This window comes from Novosphingobium subterraneum (assembly GCF_000807925.1).
Taxonomy (GTDB): domain Bacteria; phylum Pseudomonadota; class Alphaproteobacteria; order Sphingomonadales; family Sphingomonadaceae; genus Novosphingobium; species Novosphingobium subterraneum.
On sequence record NZ_JRVC01000015.1, the window covers coordinates 1 to 15,322 of the forward strand.

A 15,322-nucleotide genomic window follows, 5' to 3' on the forward strand; every position below is an offset into this window, starting at 1 on the left:
GCTCGCGCGCAATCGCGCGCACCGATGGATCGGCCGGCAAAAGCCGGTCCGGATGAAGCTCAAGTATGCGGGGCATTAGTCGTCCAGTGCGGTGAAAATGAAGTTGCGGAATTTCGTTTCGCCCGGTCCTGCGGCATAAAGGCCGGGACGCAGCATCAGGAAACCGCCACGGACGTTGTGGTGATAGCCCGAGACTTCCATTCCGCGGTCGAACTTGCGCCAGGTGCGTCCGCCATCACCCGAGGTGTGATAGCTGACGATGTGGCGACGATTGGTCACGCGGATCCGCATGGCCGAACCGTGCGGGTTCGCTGGCCGGCCGCGCTCCATCCCGTACTGATGCGTGACGAAACGCTCCCTGTCGAAGCCTAGACCGGCATAAAGCTTGTCGTCGTAGAACAGCACAAGTCCAGCAGTGGCGCCCTCGGCCAGCTCGATGTCGCACTCGAACTGATAGGACGTATCTCCCGCGATCTGCAGCAAGGGCGAACCGGACGATGGTGCCAGACCCTTGCCCTTGAAGAACAGGGTCCTGTCGGAAACGCGCACGCGGTCCGCTTCATCGGGTGCCGGGCGGAAGAACGACCATTTTGTTCCGAGTTGCAGCGTGCTGAAATTGTCGCTTAGCGGCATTCCGTGGGGAAGCGCCTCGCCCCCTCTCGGTTTGGCCAGGGGCTTGGAGAGATCGCCGCCTTGCATGTGAAACCAGCCATCTGCAGTCCAGGCGACTGGATCAAGCAAGCACTGGCGTCCAAGCGTCCAGAAGCTGTTCTCGAAACCATGATAAAGGCTCCACCACGATCCGTCAGGAGCTTCGACCAAGCTGGCGTGGCCACGTGACCACCAGGCCTCGCGCACGTCCTTGGTTCGGACGAGTGGATTGCCGGGATGCTGCTCCCAGGGTCCGTGGATCGACTTCGACCGTGCGGCAATGACCATGTGGCCTGTGGGCGGGCCGGCAGTGCCACCGACGGCGGTGAGCATGTAGAACCATTTGCCGATGCGATGGATCTTGGGACCTTCGGGCGAGAAGCCTTCGACGTCCCATTCATCGGGATATCGCCATGGGTCGTAGACATGTTCGACCGGGCCTGCGATCTTCAGGCCATCGTCCGAAAGACGTACGCGATCGCCGCCCGACAGGAACAGCCAACGCGAACCATCTTCGCCGACCGCATGGCACGGATCGATATGGTCGTGCAGTCCAAGTGGGACCGGATCGCTCCACGGCCCGTCGATATGATCGGCATGGATCACGTAGATCTCGTTGCGTGGGAGAGCCTTCACCGGGATGTAAAGGAAGTAGCGTCCGGCGTGTTTCTCAAGGCTGACTGCCCAGACGGATCCGATGTTCCTGTGTAGCGCAGGCTTGCGCGGCTGCCAGTTCACCAGATCGCGTGAGTGCCAGATCAGCAGCCCGGGATAGCTCTCGAAGCTGGAGAAGGTGAGGTAATAGTCCTTGCCGTCCTTGAGGATCGCCGGATCCGGACGGTCGCCCGAAAGGATCGGGTTTAGAAACATGCCGTTGCCCAGATCGGCAACGCGCTGGTTGTCGAAGCCCCGGTGCCGCGAGGGGACCTCGCGCGGCGCAGGTGCTGCGTTTGCTCCGAGAGGCGCGGCAAGACCGAAAGAGACGAGGGCGGCAGATTTCAGCGCATCACGGCGATTCACAGTCATAGCGCCAGTCCCGTGGTTCGCGCCCACGCGCGCCAAAGATCCGGCCAGACCTCGGCCGGCTTGCCGATTGCCTTGCGCAGGCCAAAGCCATGGCCGCCGAACTCGAACAGGTGGGTCTCGACGCGCACGCCTTGTGCCTTGGCGGCGGCACGAAGCAGCAGTGTATTGTTCACCGGTACCGCGTCATCGTCCTCGGCATGAAGCAGGAACAGTGGCGGGGCATCGCGCGGCATGTTGCGGTGAGGGGAATGCGCAGCTTCCATCTCCGGCGCAGCGGCCTTGCCGACCAGGAGTTCGCGCGAACCGGGATGGGCATCGGGTGCGGACATCGAGACCACCGGATAGATCGGCGCGGCGCTGTGCGGTTTGGCCGACAGCGCGTCTGCCGCATCGACCGGGGCATAGGTCTTCACCGCAAAGCGCGTGGCAAGATCGGCGCAGACATGACCGCCGGCTGAGAAACCCATTGCAGACACGCGTTCCGGATCAATTGCGAAATCCCTGGCGCGCTGGCGAATGAGGCGCATGGCGCGCTGCGCATCGGATAGTGCGACATCCGGACCCGCTGCCCAGCCTTCCCCGGGCAGGCGATAGAACAGGACGAAGGCGGTGAAGCCACGGGCCGCGAGCCAGCGGCCCATCTCGTACCCTTCCTTGTCGACCACAACCCAGCGATAGCCCCCGCCCGGCGTTATCAGGACCGCAGCGCCGTTCGGGCGGTCAGGCCGGAACACTGCCATGCGCGGGCGGGATATCCCGAAGACGGCACGATCGGTGACGAGGCGGTCAGTCGAGCGCTCCTGCACGGTTTCGACCAGTGCTTTGGCCGGTTGGCCGGGCGCACCGCCTGGCCAAAGATCGATCGTTTCGGATGGCTGTGGCAGGCCAGGGGGCAGGGGGCCACCGGACACGGCGGGCGGCGGCGTCTGGCCACTCGCTGCTGCACCAAGGCCGAGTGACAAAAGAGAAGCTGCCATGAAAAATCGACGATCCAGTGATCCTGCGACAGTCATGGCAGCTCCTTCTGAGGTACCGGGCGCGGGAGGGATGCGCCCGGCAGGTTGGTCGTCAGTACTTGAAGCGGGCGCCCACCAGGATGTTGCGCCCATAATGATTGTTCTCGTAGTTCCGGTTCGCGTCGATGTCGGTGTAGCGATAGCGGTAGGTATCGAGCAGGTTGTTGCCCTCGACCGAGAGTTCGACCCAATCGGTCAGCTTGAACCGCATCGAGGCGTCGAGGTTGAACATCGACCCATAGCCTTCGAGGACGTTGCCGGTGCCGCTCGCACCCTCGTGATAGCGGCCGCGATAGGTGCCCATTACGCGGGCCGAGAAGCGGCCGTCGTCATAATACAGCGTGCCGTTGAAGGCCTGCTTTGAGACGTTGGCAAGAGCCGCGGTCCTGTCGACGTTGACCAACGCGCCACCTGGCGTAGTCGCCGGACCCTGCAGCGTGTAGGTTGCATCGCTGTCGATGAAGGTTGCGTTGGCGATGATGCCGAAGTTGCCGAGGAAGCCTTCGGTAAAGATCTTGAACGGGATCTGCGCTGCCAGTTCGATACCCTTGAGCTTTGCACCGGTGCCGTTGACGGTGGTGGTCAGCGTCCAGATCGGCTGGTTGAGGAGGGCTGGGTTCAGCGCAGCTGGCGAAGAGGGGTTCAGCACCGAGGCCGGAAGGCCGGTCTGCGCGAAGGTCGCCTCGGTGATGGCTGCGCTCTGGGTGAAGCTGGCCACATCCTTGATGAAGCCCGCCACAGAGATCAGCGCCTGCGGAGCGAAATACCATTCGATCGACAGGTCATAGTTAGTGGCCTGGAAGGGCTTGAGGAACGGGTTGCCGCTGTTCACCCGGAAGTTGAACCCGTCCGCCGAACCGCCCGGCGTCAGGGAGCCTAGCGTTGGACGCGTGATCACTTCGGCAACTGCGCCGCGAATGATCAGGTCTTCAGTCGGGTAGAACGCCACGTTCGCCGAGGGAAGCCAGTTGTCGTACGACCGTTCGACCGTGGCCTGGGTCCCACTGACAAGACCATAGGAGGACTGCTCGGTCTTCACATAGCGGATGCCTGCGTTGAGCGCATAGCGCAGTCCCAGTAGTTCGCCCTTGCCGTCAAACTGCAGGTAACCGCCCTTGGTGGTTTCCTGGACACCGCGAATGTTGCCAGCATCGGGAACGAGCGCGCGGTCGTAGAGCTTCGTCAGCGCCGTGGTGGTTTCGAGATTCGGAACCAGCCAGGCGTTGGTGTTGCCTGCTGGCTGCCCGGCATTGCCGAGGTTGAACATCTGCGCCAATTGCGCCGTCACCGGGATGCCGTAAACGGCCGTCGGGCCAAAGACTGACGAGGCCGAACACGTGATCGTGCCAAGCACGCGGTCAAGCCCACCATTGCCGCACACAGCGGTGTCGCGGGTGTAGGATTCGGTGTCGAAATTAAAGCGGCGCCACATCGCACCGGCCTTCACGGTGAAGCCCTCCGCAACGTCCCATTCCGTGCGGAACTGCACGGTCTTGAACTTGTTCACCACGGTCGATGGGCGGTCGCGGATTTCGGCGAGCTGGAAGTTGGCCGGGTCGGTCACGCTGGTGCCGAAGGTCAGCTTCGGGCTCTTCATGTCGGTGTAGTCGAAGCTGTACCCCTGCGCGTCACGATCATCGAAGATCATCGTGGTTTCGACCGGGATGTCGGCATCCGATTTCGAGAAACCGCCGAGCACCGTAAAGCGCAAGGTATCCGACAGGTCCTGGTCCCAGGTGCCGCCGACCTGATAGAACTCGGTCTTGCTCTTGCGAAGGTAATGCTCCGTGCGGACCCATGCATCGTTGAGCGTCGCCGAGATCATGTTGTTGTTGCTGTCGTAGACCGGGTTCACGACGTCGATCGAACGCTCGTTGCTGCGCAGCAGGACTTCGCCCCACTGCTCTTCGCGATCGGCGTTGAAGCGGGAAAAGAGCCCATCGATCGAGAACTTGGTGGCATCGGTCGGCGCGAACTGGACCGAGCCGGTCAGGCCCAGGCGTTCGCGGTCATGCTTGACCTCGCCGTAGCGCGGAATGCGCGGGTGGAAGGCAAGCGCGGCCTTGTCGCACGCGGCGTTGCGACCGACGGTGTAGGTCCCGCCGGAGTTCTGGCGGCCGGTCAGGTCGGTGGCGCTCTGCGTGAAGCATGGCGCGCCATTGACGGAGTCAAAGCGGGCCTGTGACCAGCGCACCGTATTGTTGCCAAGCTCAAGGACCTTGGTTTTCTGGTACGCGGCAGAAAGAGACACACCGAAGGTGCCGGAATCGTTGCGCCAGCTGAGCAGGCCGGCGAGACGCGGGCCGACATAATCCGACAGGTCGTTGTAGGTGCCGACGACCGAGGCGACGCCGGTGAAGCCGGCCTTGCCGGCCAGAGGGTTGCCGGTGTTGAGATCGACCACGGCGCCCAGCGAACCTTCATCGAGGCTTGCTTCTGCGGTCTTGTGGACGACGATCGAACTGAAGAGCTCGGAAGCGAAGACGTTGAAGTCGAATGCGCGGTCGCGGTTCGTCGATGCGCCGTCGGTCGACGTCGCCACGGTTTCAAGACCGTTGACGCGGACGCGGGTGAACTGGCTCGACAGACCGCGCACGGTAATGGCGCGGCCTTCACCGGCATCGCGGGAGATCGAGATGCCGGGGATGCGCTGCAGCGATTCGGCAAGGTTCTGGTCTGGGAACTTGGCGATGTCCTCGGCGACGATGGCATCCACTGCGCCGACGGCGTTCTTCTTGACGTTGATGGCCGCTTGGAGTGACTGGCGGAATCCGGTCACGACGATCGCATCATCAATAGCCGCATCGTCTGCGCCGACTTGTGCTTCGGGAGCTGCGACCGCTTCCTGCGCCTGGGCAAGACCGCTTGCCGCGAGCCCGCCGCCCGCCAGCAACGCCATCCTGAACAGCGATATGCGCGAAACTGAAGTAAGCATGATGAATCCCCTCATTGCCCTTGTCGAGGCCATTGATACCGGTGTCAAAGAGGGATGACGCGAACCGACAACCTTTCTGTGCACCACTGCTCCCGCAAGCCGGCCCTGCTACCAACATGGTACCGGCTATCGATCCGATCCCGCAGCGATCATGCCCGCAAAGGCTTGGCATGTCATTTAGGTAACCGGTGTCATTATTTATTGCCCTTGCATCGCGCCTCTGTCAATAACCATGCCAATGGGAGAGTCTGCGATGCATCAGAGACTGCAAAAGTTCACGATTTCCGCCATTTTCGCCAGTCTGCTGGCAACGACCGCCTGGGCCGGGCCGCACCCCGCCGATCCGACCAAGGGCGGGGCCAACGGGCGAATCATCCGCGTTACCACGCTGGCAAAAGCTGGCCCTGGATCACTTGCCGAGGCGCTTGCCGCAAAGGGTCCGCGCACCGTCGTGTTCGAGGTCGGCGGCACGATCGACATGGGCCGCGACACGCTGGAGATCACCGAGCCGTTCCTTACGGTAGCGGGACAGACTGCGCCGTCGCCAGGAATCACGATCGTCAAGGGTGGCATCGATCTGAAGACGCACGACGTCATCCTTTCCCACTTGCGCGTGATGACCGGTGCTGATGGTCAGGCCAAGCTTTCAGGCTGGGAGGCTGACGCCTTCTCGACTGTGGCGGCGCGCAATGTCGTGGTCGAACATTGTAGCTTCCTGTGGGCGCTCGATGAGAACATGTCCGCGTCGGGACCGCGCTTCACCGGCAATTCCGTGGCCGAATGGCGCGCTGGTACCAGCCACGACATCGTCTTCCGCGAGAACATCGCTGCGGAAGGACTTGCCAATGCCAGCCACCCCAAGGGTGAGCATTCCAAGGGTTCGCTCATCCATGACAATGCGACGAACATCACCTTCTACCGCAACGTCTGGGCGCATAATGTCGAGCGTTCGCCACTGGTGAAGGGCGGCGCGCAGGTCACCATGATCAACAATGTGATCTACAATCCCGGCCACCGCGCGGTGCATTACAACCTGATGAACCTCGAATGGGGCGGCCACGACTATGTGACTGGCGAGATCACTGCAGTTGGCAACGTCATGCGCGGCGGCAACGATACCGATCCGGGCCTGCCGTTCCTGATGCTGGGCGGCGATGGCGATCTAAAGTACTTCGGCAAGGACAACCGCGCGGTCGACCGCCACGGCAACCCCCTTCCGCAGTTCGGCCGCTATGGCGAGACGCGGGCCAGGTTGATCACCGCGAAAGCGCCCCTGACCGACATCTCTCGCTACAGCACCCTGCCTTCGGGTGAGGTAGAGACGTCCGTGCTGCAGACAGTCGGTGCGCGTCCGTGGGATCGTGCGCCCGATGATATCCGGGTGCTGTTCTTCGTCGCCGAAGGACGTGGCGACATCATCGACGACGAGAAAGAAGTCGGCGGCTATCCGCACACCGTGGCCACATTCGCGCCCTTCGTCGAGGCCGACTGGAACCTCGATACGATGACGCCGAAGTCGGGCCGGTATCCGGGCCAGAAGGCGGGACCGCAGGAGAAACTCTCTTCCCGCGACGCGACGATGCGCCAGCCATGAACGCGGTCTTCGCCCTGTTGCTTGCCGCAGCGCCGCCCATGGCGGTCATCGATGAGGTGGACACCATGCGGCGTGAACCCCCGCCGCATGGCGGCATCGGCATGAGCACTGCATGGCGGATCAGTGACGCGGTGCCTCAGCCGCGCCGCATGGAGTTCCGCCGCCGCACTCTGGATGTCGGCGCGTCAATCGGCGAACATCCCATCGCGCACGATGAGGTCTACTACGTGCTCGAAGGCGAAGGCGAAGTCGTGTCTGACGGGCAGCGTGCCGTGCTGAGGAAGGGCATGACCGCCTACCTCTACGAAGGCGCGGTCGTCGGCATCACGCAGCGCGGGGACGCGCCTCTGGCACTGATCATCAGCTACCCGGTTGAACGTAAGGTGCCGTAGCCCAGAGTTCGCGCTCCCACCGGCGTGGATCGTTGACGGTCTCGACCCGGCCGTCCGAAACCACCAGCGTCTCCCGGTCTGGAAGGGTGTACGGCATCCATTCCGCCAGCCCGGGCTGGCCGGTCTTGGCAAGGCCGGTGAATGCTTGCATCAGCAGGCTGCTGGTGGTCCGAGCGCCTGCATCCGCCCCGCTCATGCTGCCGGGCGCATCCAGCGTCCCGAAGACGTAAGGGATGTCATCGGTATGTGCGGCACCGCGCAAGGGATCGCTGGGAGAAGCGCGGTCCAGCTGATAGACCCAGGTGGCTTTGGCACCAGCCTTCGCCCGCTCGTCAGCCTCGATCACTTGCCCGGGCCACGAGCGGCCCGCCGTGGTCGCGGAGTAAAACACTTGCTCTGGCGTCCATTGCGGGTATTGCGAGCGGTACTGCCCGACGACCCAATCGACGTCGAGATCGATCTTGATCTCTGGCGCTATGCGGGCCGCGAGGTTGTCCCAGGCCAGCCCCTGTAGCTTTGGCCCACGCGGATCGATGAAGGCCCGGGTCTCTTCGCGCACATTGCCCAGGATCATCGGTATTCCCAGTGACTGGGGCGCCGCATCCGGCCAGAACGGGTGGCGGGGCAGATTGGTCATGTCCAGCACCGGGCCCATGTAAAGGTTGCCACCCATGATCGGGTCGGGTGCGGCAAGGCCTTCGACGAGTCGCTGCACAGGCATCGTCTGAAGTGTTTCCACGTCATCGGGGCGCAGCTTCAGCGCTGCTAGCAGGGCAAGCGTCCGCTTCCATGCGTTCCCGGGTCCGCTCGCCACGACTTGCTGGCCGCTCATCGTTGCCGCCGCATGGAACAGGCCGTCAGCCGCCGGCATCGCCATCAGTGTCGCAATCTTGGCGCCGCCTCCCGATTGGCCGAAGACCATGACCCGCGCCGGATCCCCACCGAACGCGGCTATGTGGGCGCGCACCCATTGAAGGGCAAGGATCAGGTCCAGCTGCCCAAGATTGCCGCTGTCCGCAAACTGCGGCCCGAAAGGCTTGAGCCAAGCATAGCCAAGTGCATTCAGCCGGTGGTTGACTGTGACGACGACGACGTCGCCTTGCGCCGCCAGCGTCCCGCCGCGCGTCAGCGGATCGGTGACCGTGCCGTTGGAATAGGCCCCGCCATGGAAATAGACCATGACCGCACGCCGCGCTCGCGGATTGGTATCCGGCGTCCAGACGTTGAGGAACAGGCAGTCCTCGCTCTGCGCCAAGTCGGGATTGCCGCGTTGAGGAGCGATCGGGGCGAAGCTCTGCGCCCTTCGCGGCGGGCCTTGCCACGGCTCCGGCACGGCCCGTGCGAACCGCTCTGCACGGCCATAGCGAATGCCCTTGAAGGCCAGCACGGCATCCTCGCGCAGTCCGGTAAAGCGTCCCGCTTGCGGGTCTCGGGCTCTGCCCAGAACCGGTGATGCCGCGAGTGCCGCACTGGCGCCAAGCAACGCGCGCCGGGTCAGTTCACCGCCTGACATCGCCGCCTTCGGCGCTGAACGCAGCGAGTTCGCTCTGCCTTATTAAACAGAAGTCGCCGGGGACAGAGTGTTTGAGCGCAGCAAGCGCAAGGCCGCATTCGGCCATGGCCTGTGCATCGCCGCCTTGCAGGTAACGGTGCAGCACTCCGGCCGCGAAGGCGTCCCCGGTCCCGATCCGATCGATGATGCCGGTAACGTCGATCTCGGATGTCTGATGCTTTGACTCGCGCGCGTCGACGCGCGCCGCGATGCGATGGTGGTCGCTGCTGACCACCTGGCGTGCAGTCGAGGCGATCAGTTGCAGGTTGGGGAACGCGGCGAAGGCCGCTTCCACCGCCTCGCGCCGCCGTTCGGCGCCATCGCCCGAGAACGTCTTGCCGAGCAGCAGTGATATGTCGCGGTGGTTGCCGATGAGCACGGTCGCTGCACCCACCAGTTCGGTCAGCACGGCGCGCGGATCGCTGTTCCAGCTTTCCCAGAGCTGAGCCCGGTAGTTTCCGTCCAGGCAGATAGGTACGCCCGCGCTCTGCGCTGCAGCCACGGCGGCTCGGGCAAGCGCGACGCCATTGGGCCCGAGCGCAGGGGTTATGCCCGACAAGTGCAGCAGGTTCGCCCCTTCAAGCGCTCCTGCAAAGTCGAACGCCGAAGCGTCAGCATGCGCAAATGCGGACCCGGCGCGATCGTATGTGATCGATGAGGGCCTGAGCCCAGCGCCGGGCTCCATGAAATAGAGCCCCATGCGCCCGGGACCACGGGCGACGAAGCGGGTATCGACTCCGCCCGCGCCGAGTTCGGCCCGCGCCTTGTCGCCAAGGGGATTGTCGGGCAGCAGCGTCACCATGCGGGTGGCGTGGCCCAGCGAGGCGAGCGCGACGGCCACATTGGCTTCCGCCCCGCCGACAACCATCTCGAGGCTCTGCGCCTGGACCATCAGACGCGCGCCGGGTGGCGAGAGCCGCAACAGCAATTCGCCAAAGCATACGAGGTGACCGGCCATCAGGGCGCCAGGGGTCACCGGGCCAGCCAGCCGCCGTCGACGGCCAGCACGTGTCCCTGCACGTAATCTGCCGCGCTGCTGGCAAGGAACACCGCTGCGCCGCCGATGTCCGCCGGATCACCCCAGCGTCCTTCCGGTATACGCTCCATGATCTGGCGATTGCGCGTCTCGTCCGCTTGCAACGCGGCGGTATTGTTCGTGGCGATATAGCCCGGTGCAATCGCGTTGACGTTCACACCCTTGGCCGCCCACTCGCAGGCAAGCAGTTTGGTGAGGCCGGCGACGCCGCTCTTGCTTGCGGTGTAGCTCGGCACCCGGATGCCGCCCTGGAAGCTCAGCATCGAAGCAATGTTGATGATCTTGCCGCGCCGCCCGGTGGCCTCGCGGTTGGCGATCATGTGGCGGCCCGCCGCCTGCGAGAGGAAGAACACGGACTTGAGGTTGGTATCGACCACCGCGTCCCAGTCCGCCTCTGTGAAGTCCACCGCATCGGCCCGACGGATGATGCCCGCGTTGTTGACCAGCACGTCGAGCCCGCCGAGCGAAGAGATCACCTGTTCGACCACAGCCTGCACCGGTTCGATCGTCGAAAGATCGGCACCAACCACTTCGCAATTGCGCCCCAGTGCGCGAACTTTGGCTGCGGTTTCCTCGGCAGGCGTGCGGCCGACTGCGGCAATGTCTGCCCCCGCCTGTGCCAGCGCCACGGCAATGCCTTGGCCAATACCGGTGTTGGCACCAGTGACGACCGCAACGCGGCCCGATAGGTCGAACAGGTTCATCGTTATCCTCTCCCCTGGATCAGGGGTCAGGCCGAAAGGCCGCGCAGGTAGTCGGAGATCGCTTCGTCCTTGCAGTTGGCATAGAACAGGTCGGCAAACTTCTCGCCAGCGATGGCGGCCTTGAGCAGGTCCTGGTCAACGGTCTTGAGGACGGTCAGCATATCACGGCAGGAAGCTTCCTTGAGGCTCTTGAGGATGCCACGATTGGTCTTCATGATCGCCGCGCGTTCCTTGGGATAGCCAAGGCCGCGTTCGCCATCGAACAGTTTGCGGTACACGTCCTGCAGGTTCAGTTCGGCTGCCCAGCCGAAGCCCTTGGAGTAGGGCATCGAGATCGCGTTGCCATCGTTGATCTGGCCGAACAGGAACGCGTCGGTCGGGTCGATCACCAGTCCGCAGAACACGCCCGGCATGCTGTTTGCAGCAAGCATCGAACCCATCCCGGTGCCACAGCCAGTAACCACGAAGTCGGCAGCCCCGGAGTTGAGCAGGATGCCGGTAAGCAGGCCGTTCATCACGTAGGTCAGCGAGGCTTTGTCCTCGGGCGTGTACATGCCGTAATGATGAACCTCGTGGCCAAGCGGCTCTGCCACGGCGGCCAGCGATTCGTGGACGAGGCTGGCCTTTGCGGCCTGGCTGTTCTCGATGATCAATGCGATTTTCATGGGAATTCCTCTCGCTTCGGCTTGCTTGACCGAGCAGTTTGACGCGAATTTGACCCTTAGGTAACCGGTGTCATTAGTCGAAGCAAGCCCATTCGTGCGCCATTTTTGCAGGTATCAGCAGGTGGCGACCGACGCCCGCTCGATCAGGTCGGAAAGGAAGTGCGAGGGCTGCTTGCGCGCCTCTGCCGGGTCGATCAGCTTGAGCGCCGCGGCTCTGGCCATGGCCTGGATCGGCCAGCGCACGGTGGTGAGTGGGGGCCAGATATGGGCGGCGATGGCAGTGTCGTCAAAGCCGACGATCGAAAGGTCCTCCGGTACTGAAAGGCCGAGCGTCCGCGCTGCGTGCAGAACGCCTGCGGCCATCTCGTCGTTGCTCGCAAAGATCGCGCCGGGGCGGGGCGTTGCGGCGAGCAGCTTCCTGCCTGCGGCAATTCCCGTCTCGAACGTGTAGTTGCCCTCGGCCATGATGGCATCGTCCAAGGGGATCCCCGCCATCTCCAGCGCATCGCGATAGCCCAGCGACCGCTCGGCAGCGGAGCGGAAACCTTCGGGACCGGCGACGAAGCCGATGCGGCGGTGGCCCCGACGGATCAGGTAGTCTATCGCTTGCGAAACCGCCTCGCGGTCGTTTGACGCCACCATGTGCTCGTCTTCGTCAAGCTTGACCGAGCCCATGCGCACGTAGGTGACGCCAAGTTCGTCGCACAGTTCGGCAAGCGCATCATTCTCGGAAATTGGCGGCAGAAGCATGACGCCGAACAGCCTTTGCTGTTCGAGAAAGGCCCGCACGTCGTCAAGCATGTCAGGCGAGCGGCGATTGACAGGACGAACGACAAGCGCAAACTCGGTATCGCGGATTGCGGAAAGGATCCCTTCCTGCACGCCCAGCACCATCTGCGCGTTGGGGTTATCGTGGATCAGGCCGATGAGGAAATTGCGGCGCAGGGCCAGGGCCCGGGCTTGAGGGTTGGGGACATAGCCCAGCTCCGCGATCACCGCCTCGACCTTCTCGCGCGTTGCATCGTTGAGCAGCGGCGAGCGGTTGATTACCCGGCTGACGGTTTTCTTCGAGACGCCCGAAAGGCGCGCCACGTCGTTGATTGTCGGCTTGCCGTCCTTCGACTTCTTCACACGTCGTCCCGTCGATCCCAGCCCGGTTCACGGTGACTTACACCGGTGTCAAGGCGTTGCAGCGTTACTAGCCGGTTCTTGTCAGACTTTGCAATGGGCCGCGAGTCTTGGCCATTGACACCGGTTACCTAGAAGCTATCCAAAGACGGTGCCCTGCCGGGCGTATTTTTGGGAGAGTCGCGGATTGTCGGTCGTCGTTGCCATGCCGGACGTGCTGCGCGTTCACGCGATGGACAGCGTTGCGGTGGCGCTGCGTCCGCTTTCCCGCGAGGCGGCGGTCACAGTCGGCGGCGTCGCCCTTGCGATCATGGAAGACATTCCGCAGGGGCACAAGTTCGCCACGCGCGCCCACGCCGTCGGTGATCGGGTCGTGAAGTACGGATTGCCGATCGGCGTTGCCACCCAGGACATCCAGGTTGGCGAACACGTCCACGTCCACAACGTGAAGACCGCGCTTGACGGCGAACAGGTCTACTCTGCCGAAGTCGCACGCGGCGGATTGGCCACGGCGACCAGCGCTTCACGGACCTGGCAGGGCTACCGACGCCCCGATGGTCGTGCCGCGACGCGCAATGAAATCTGGATCCTGCCAACAGTGGGCTGCGTCGGTCGCACTGCGGAGCAGGTCGCCCGTGCTGCACAAGCACGCCATGCCGCCTTGATTGCGGAGGGCCGAATCGACGGTGTTCACGCGTTCAATCATCCTCACGGTTGTTCGCAATTGGGAGACGATCTCGACGCGACCCGCGCGTTGCTGGCTGGGCTGGCCGCCAATCCCAATGCGGCTGGCGTCTTGCTGCTCGGTCTGGGGTGTGAATCCAACCAGTTGAGCGCTTTGCTGGCCGCGCTGCCGCAAACGGCGCGGTCCAAGGTACGGACGCTGTCCTCGCAATCCGCTGGCGACGAATTGGTGGAAGCGGCAACGCTGGTAGACGAACTGGTCGAACTCGCAGTCTCCGCGCAGCGCGAGGACCTGCCGCTCTCCGCGCTGATCGTGGGGCTGAAGTGCGGTGGGTCCGATGGCTTGTCAGGTCTTACCGCCAATCCGATGCTCGGCCGCTTCAGCGAACGCCTGGCCGCATCCGGGGGCACGCCGATCCTCACCGAGATTCCGGAAATCTTCGGCGCGGAGCAGGCGCTGCTGGATCGCGCCGTCGATGCTCGGACGTTCGCGTCTGCCGCTGCGCTGGTGAACCGCTTCAAGCGTTACTACCTCGATCAGGGCCTGCCGGTGTCGGAAAATCCGTCGCCCGGCAACATCGCCGGCGGGATTACCACGCTCGAGGAAAAGTCTGCCGGCGCCGTGCAGAAGGCCGGGACCGCGCCGCTCGCTTCGGTGCTGGATTACGGGGGTCAGGCGGTCGAACCCGGCCTCGCCTTGCTCGAAGCGCCCGGAAACGATGCGGTTTCTTCCACGGCCCTTGCCGCAGCAGGTGCAACGCTCTTGCTGTTCACCACCGGGCGCGGCACGCCGTTGGGATTTCCGGTGCCTACGGTCAAGGTCGCCTCGAACCGGGCCTTGGCGCTGGCCAAGCCCCACTGGATCGATTTCGACGCCTCGCGCGTGCTCTATGAAGGCGAGCAGGCGGCAGATGCGGCTTTTCTCGAGACGCTGGTCGCTATCGCCAGCGGTCGCCGAACGGCCGCAGAACGCAGCGACCAGCGCGAAATGGCAATCTGGAAGAAGGGCGTAACGCTCTAATTGTATAACGCGACCGGATGGCTGAGACTTGTGATTGACACCGGTTTCCTATAGGCAGCCGGACGAATGAAGGACCAAGGGATGGGGACCGAATTGAACGAGAATGCGGATCAGGTTGCAGCGGCCTTCGTCAGCGCCCGCCGCGAGGCCCGCGTCCTCGAAACCTACCCCGGCACCGCGCCGCAGGGTCTCGACGATGCCTATGGCATACAGGGTCGCGCCATTTCGATCGACGGGCGTGAGGTCGTCGGCTGGAAAGTCGGGCGCATCAATCCCCCTCTCGACGCGTCGCTTGGCGCCAACCGCCTTGCGGGCCCGATCTTTGCGGACAGCGTCGTCGACGCCAATGTCGGCGATACTCCAACGATGCCGGTCTATGCAGGAGGCTTCGCCGCCGGCGAGGCCGAGTTCCTTGTCCACGTCGCGCCGGGCTTCAAGGGTCCGGTTCCTGCTGACGACGCCGGCACGATCGCGATAGTTGATGATGTCCGCATCGGGATCGAGATCGCAAGTTCGCCCTACCCGGGCATCAATGCCGATGGTCCGGCGGTTACCGTGTCCGACTTCGGGAACAACACTGGCCTGGTGCGTGGCGCCGCTCTGCCCAACTGGCAGTCGACCGACCTCTGCTCAATCAGGGTCAGGAGCGAGATTGACGGCGTCGAAGTCGGGTCGGCAACCGCTGCCGCGATGCTCGACGGGCCCTACGGTGCGGTGCGCTTCTTGCTTGGCAATCTGCTGGCTCGAGGCTTCGATGTGTCGCAGGGCCTATGGGTCTCCACCGGTGCCGTGACCGGCGTGCACGAGATCGCCGTCGGCCAGGAATTTCGTGCGATCTTCGAGGGCCACGGCGAATTGACCTGCTCGATCATCGCGGCGGGCCCCCGCTGAATTGCACTTGGCGGCACAGCCCGTAAC

At 63.7% G+C, this 15,322-nt stretch carries 12 protein-coding genes; 4 read left to right on the forward strand and 8 right to left on the reverse strand.

The annotated features are described in order from the left end of the window. Positions 1-75 precede the first annotated feature (75 nt). The 3 genes from NJ75_RS14855 to NJ75_RS14865 form a co-directional block, all read right to left on the reverse strand. Positions 76-1,677 carry a family 43 glycosylhydrolase gene (locus NJ75_RS14855; RefSeq protein WP_039335848.1) on the reverse strand — a complete coding sequence of 534 codons (1,602 nt, stop codon included), beginning with the start codon at positions 1,675-1,677 and terminating at the stop codon, positions 76-78. Next, positions 1,674-2,654: an alpha/beta hydrolase gene (locus NJ75_RS14860; RefSeq protein WP_236727158.1), complete on the reverse strand. Its 981-nt coding sequence runs from the start codon at positions 2,652-2,654 to the stop codon at positions 1,674-1,676. The genes NJ75_RS14855 and NJ75_RS14860 overlap by 4 nt, the downstream gene beginning before the upstream one ends. Before the next feature lie 91 nt (positions 2,655-2,745). Continuing rightward, positions 2,746-5,628: a TonB-dependent receptor gene (locus NJ75_RS14865; protein WP_039335851.1), complete on the reverse strand. Its 2,883-nt coding sequence runs from the start codon at positions 5,626-5,628 to the stop codon at positions 2,746-2,748. A 253-nt stretch (positions 5,629-5,881) separates the two neighbouring features. Here NJ75_RS14865 and NJ75_RS14870 point away from each other — a divergent pair, with 253 nt between their 5' ends. Together NJ75_RS14870 and NJ75_RS14875 are read left to right on the forward strand one after the other, a co-directional pair. Further along, the gene (locus NJ75_RS14870) at positions 5,882-7,222 is read left to right on the forward strand and encodes a pectate lyase family protein (RefSeq protein ID WP_039335854.1); all 1,341 of its coding nucleotides are present in this window, start codon (positions 5,882-5,884) and stop codon (positions 7,220-7,222) included. Next, positions 7,219-7,614 carry a cupin domain-containing protein gene (locus tag NJ75_RS14875; protein ID WP_039335856.1) on the forward strand — a complete coding sequence of 132 codons (396 nt, stop codon included), beginning with the start codon at positions 7,219-7,221 and terminating at the stop codon, positions 7,612-7,614. The genes NJ75_RS14870 and NJ75_RS14875 overlap by 4 nt, the downstream gene beginning before the upstream one ends. Here NJ75_RS14875 and NJ75_RS14880 read toward each other — a convergent pair. From NJ75_RS14880 to NJ75_RS14900, 5 genes are all read right to left on the reverse strand, one after another. Further along, the gene (locus NJ75_RS14880; protein WP_039335858.1) at positions 7,583-9,127 is read right to left on the reverse strand and encodes a carboxylesterase/lipase family protein; all 1,545 of its coding nucleotides are present in this window, start codon (positions 9,125-9,127) and stop codon (positions 7,583-7,585) included. The two genes, NJ75_RS14875 and NJ75_RS14880, sit on opposite strands and share 32 nt — an antisense overlap. Continuing rightward, entirely contained in the window at positions 9,114-10,124 is a 1,011-nt protein-coding gene (locus tag NJ75_RS14885; RefSeq protein WP_039335860.1) for a sugar kinase, read from the reverse strand. Before NJ75_RS14885 ends, NJ75_RS14880 begins: the two co-directional genes overlap by 14 nt. A gap of 14 nt (positions 10,125-10,138) precedes the next feature. Then, entirely contained in the window at positions 10,139-10,906 is a 768-nt protein-coding gene (gene kduD / locus NJ75_RS14890; protein ID WP_039335862.1) for a 2-dehydro-3-deoxy-D-gluconate 5-dehydrogenase KduD, read from the reverse strand. 26 nt (positions 10,907-10,932) lie between these two features. After that, positions 10,933-11,571, reverse strand: a complete 639-nt coding sequence (locus NJ75_RS14895) for an RpiB/LacA/LacB family sugar-phosphate isomerase (RefSeq protein ID WP_039335864.1) — start codon at positions 11,569-11,571, stop codon at positions 10,933-10,935. 114 nt (positions 11,572-11,685) lie between these two features. After that, positions 11,686-12,702 (reverse strand): LacI family DNA-binding transcriptional regulator, encoded by a 1,017-nt coding sequence (locus tag NJ75_RS14900; protein ID WP_039335866.1) that lies wholly within the window; start codon positions 12,700-12,702, stop codon positions 11,686-11,688. A 202-nt stretch (positions 12,703-12,904) separates the two neighbouring features. On the opposite strand from NJ75_RS14900, the gene NJ75_RS14905 reads away from it, so the two are divergent. After that, positions 12,905-14,404, forward strand: coding sequence for a UxaA family hydrolase (locus NJ75_RS14905; protein ID WP_039335868.1), 1,500 nt, complete (start codon positions 12,905-12,907; stop codon positions 14,402-14,404). Between the two features lie 81 nt (positions 14,405-14,485). Further along, the gene (locus tag NJ75_RS14910; protein WP_039336007.1) at positions 14,486-15,295 is read left to right on the forward strand and encodes a 2-keto-4-pentenoate hydratase; all 810 of its coding nucleotides are present in this window, start codon (positions 14,486-14,488) and stop codon (positions 15,293-15,295) included. Positions 15,296-15,322 lie beyond the last annotated feature (27 nt).

Bases quoted from the DNA above. Each gene is read 5' to 3' on its own strand.
- NJ75_RS14895 (WP_039335864.1), bottom strand. From the start codon at position 11,571: ATGAAAATCGCATTGATCATCGAGAACAGCCAGGCCGCAAAGGCCAGC.
- NJ75_RS14885 (WP_039335860.1), bottom strand. From the start codon at position 10,124: ATGGCCGGTCACCTCGTATGCTTTGGCGAATTGCTGTTGCGGCTCTCG.
- NJ75_RS14910 (WP_039336007.1), top strand. From the start codon at position 14,486: ATGGGGACCGAATTGAACGAGAATGCGGATCAGGTTGCAGCGGCCTTC.
- NJ75_RS14880 (WP_039335858.1), bottom strand. From the start codon at position 9,127: ATGTCAGGCGGTGAACTGACCCGGCGCGCGTTGCTTGGCGCCAGTGCG.
- NJ75_RS14860 (WP_236727158.1), bottom strand. From the start codon at position 2,654: ATGGCAGCTTCTCTTTTGTCACTCGGCCTTGGTGCAGCAGCGAGTGGC.
- NJ75_RS14870 (WP_039335854.1), top strand. From the start codon at position 5,882: ATGCATCAGAGACTGCAAAAGTTCACGATTTCCGCCATTTTCGCCAGT.
- NJ75_RS14875 (WP_039335856.1), top strand. From the start codon at position 7,219: ATGAACGCGGTCTTCGCCCTGTTGCTTGCCGCAGCGCCGCCCATGGCG.
- NJ75_RS14865 (WP_039335851.1), bottom strand. From the start codon at position 5,628: ATGCTTACTTCAGTTTCGCGCATATCGCTGTTCAGGATGGCGTTGCTG.
- NJ75_RS14855 (WP_039335848.1), bottom strand. From the start codon at position 1,677: ATGACTGTGAATCGCCGTGATGCGCTGAAATCTGCCGCCCTCGTCTCT.
- NJ75_RS14905 (WP_039335868.1), top strand. From the start codon at position 12,905: ATGCCGGACGTGCTGCGCGTTCACGCGATGGACAGCGTTGCGGTGGCG.
- kduD (WP_039335862.1), bottom strand. From the start codon at position 10,906: ATGAACCTGTTCGACCTATCGGGCCGCGTTGCGGTCGTCACTGGTGCC.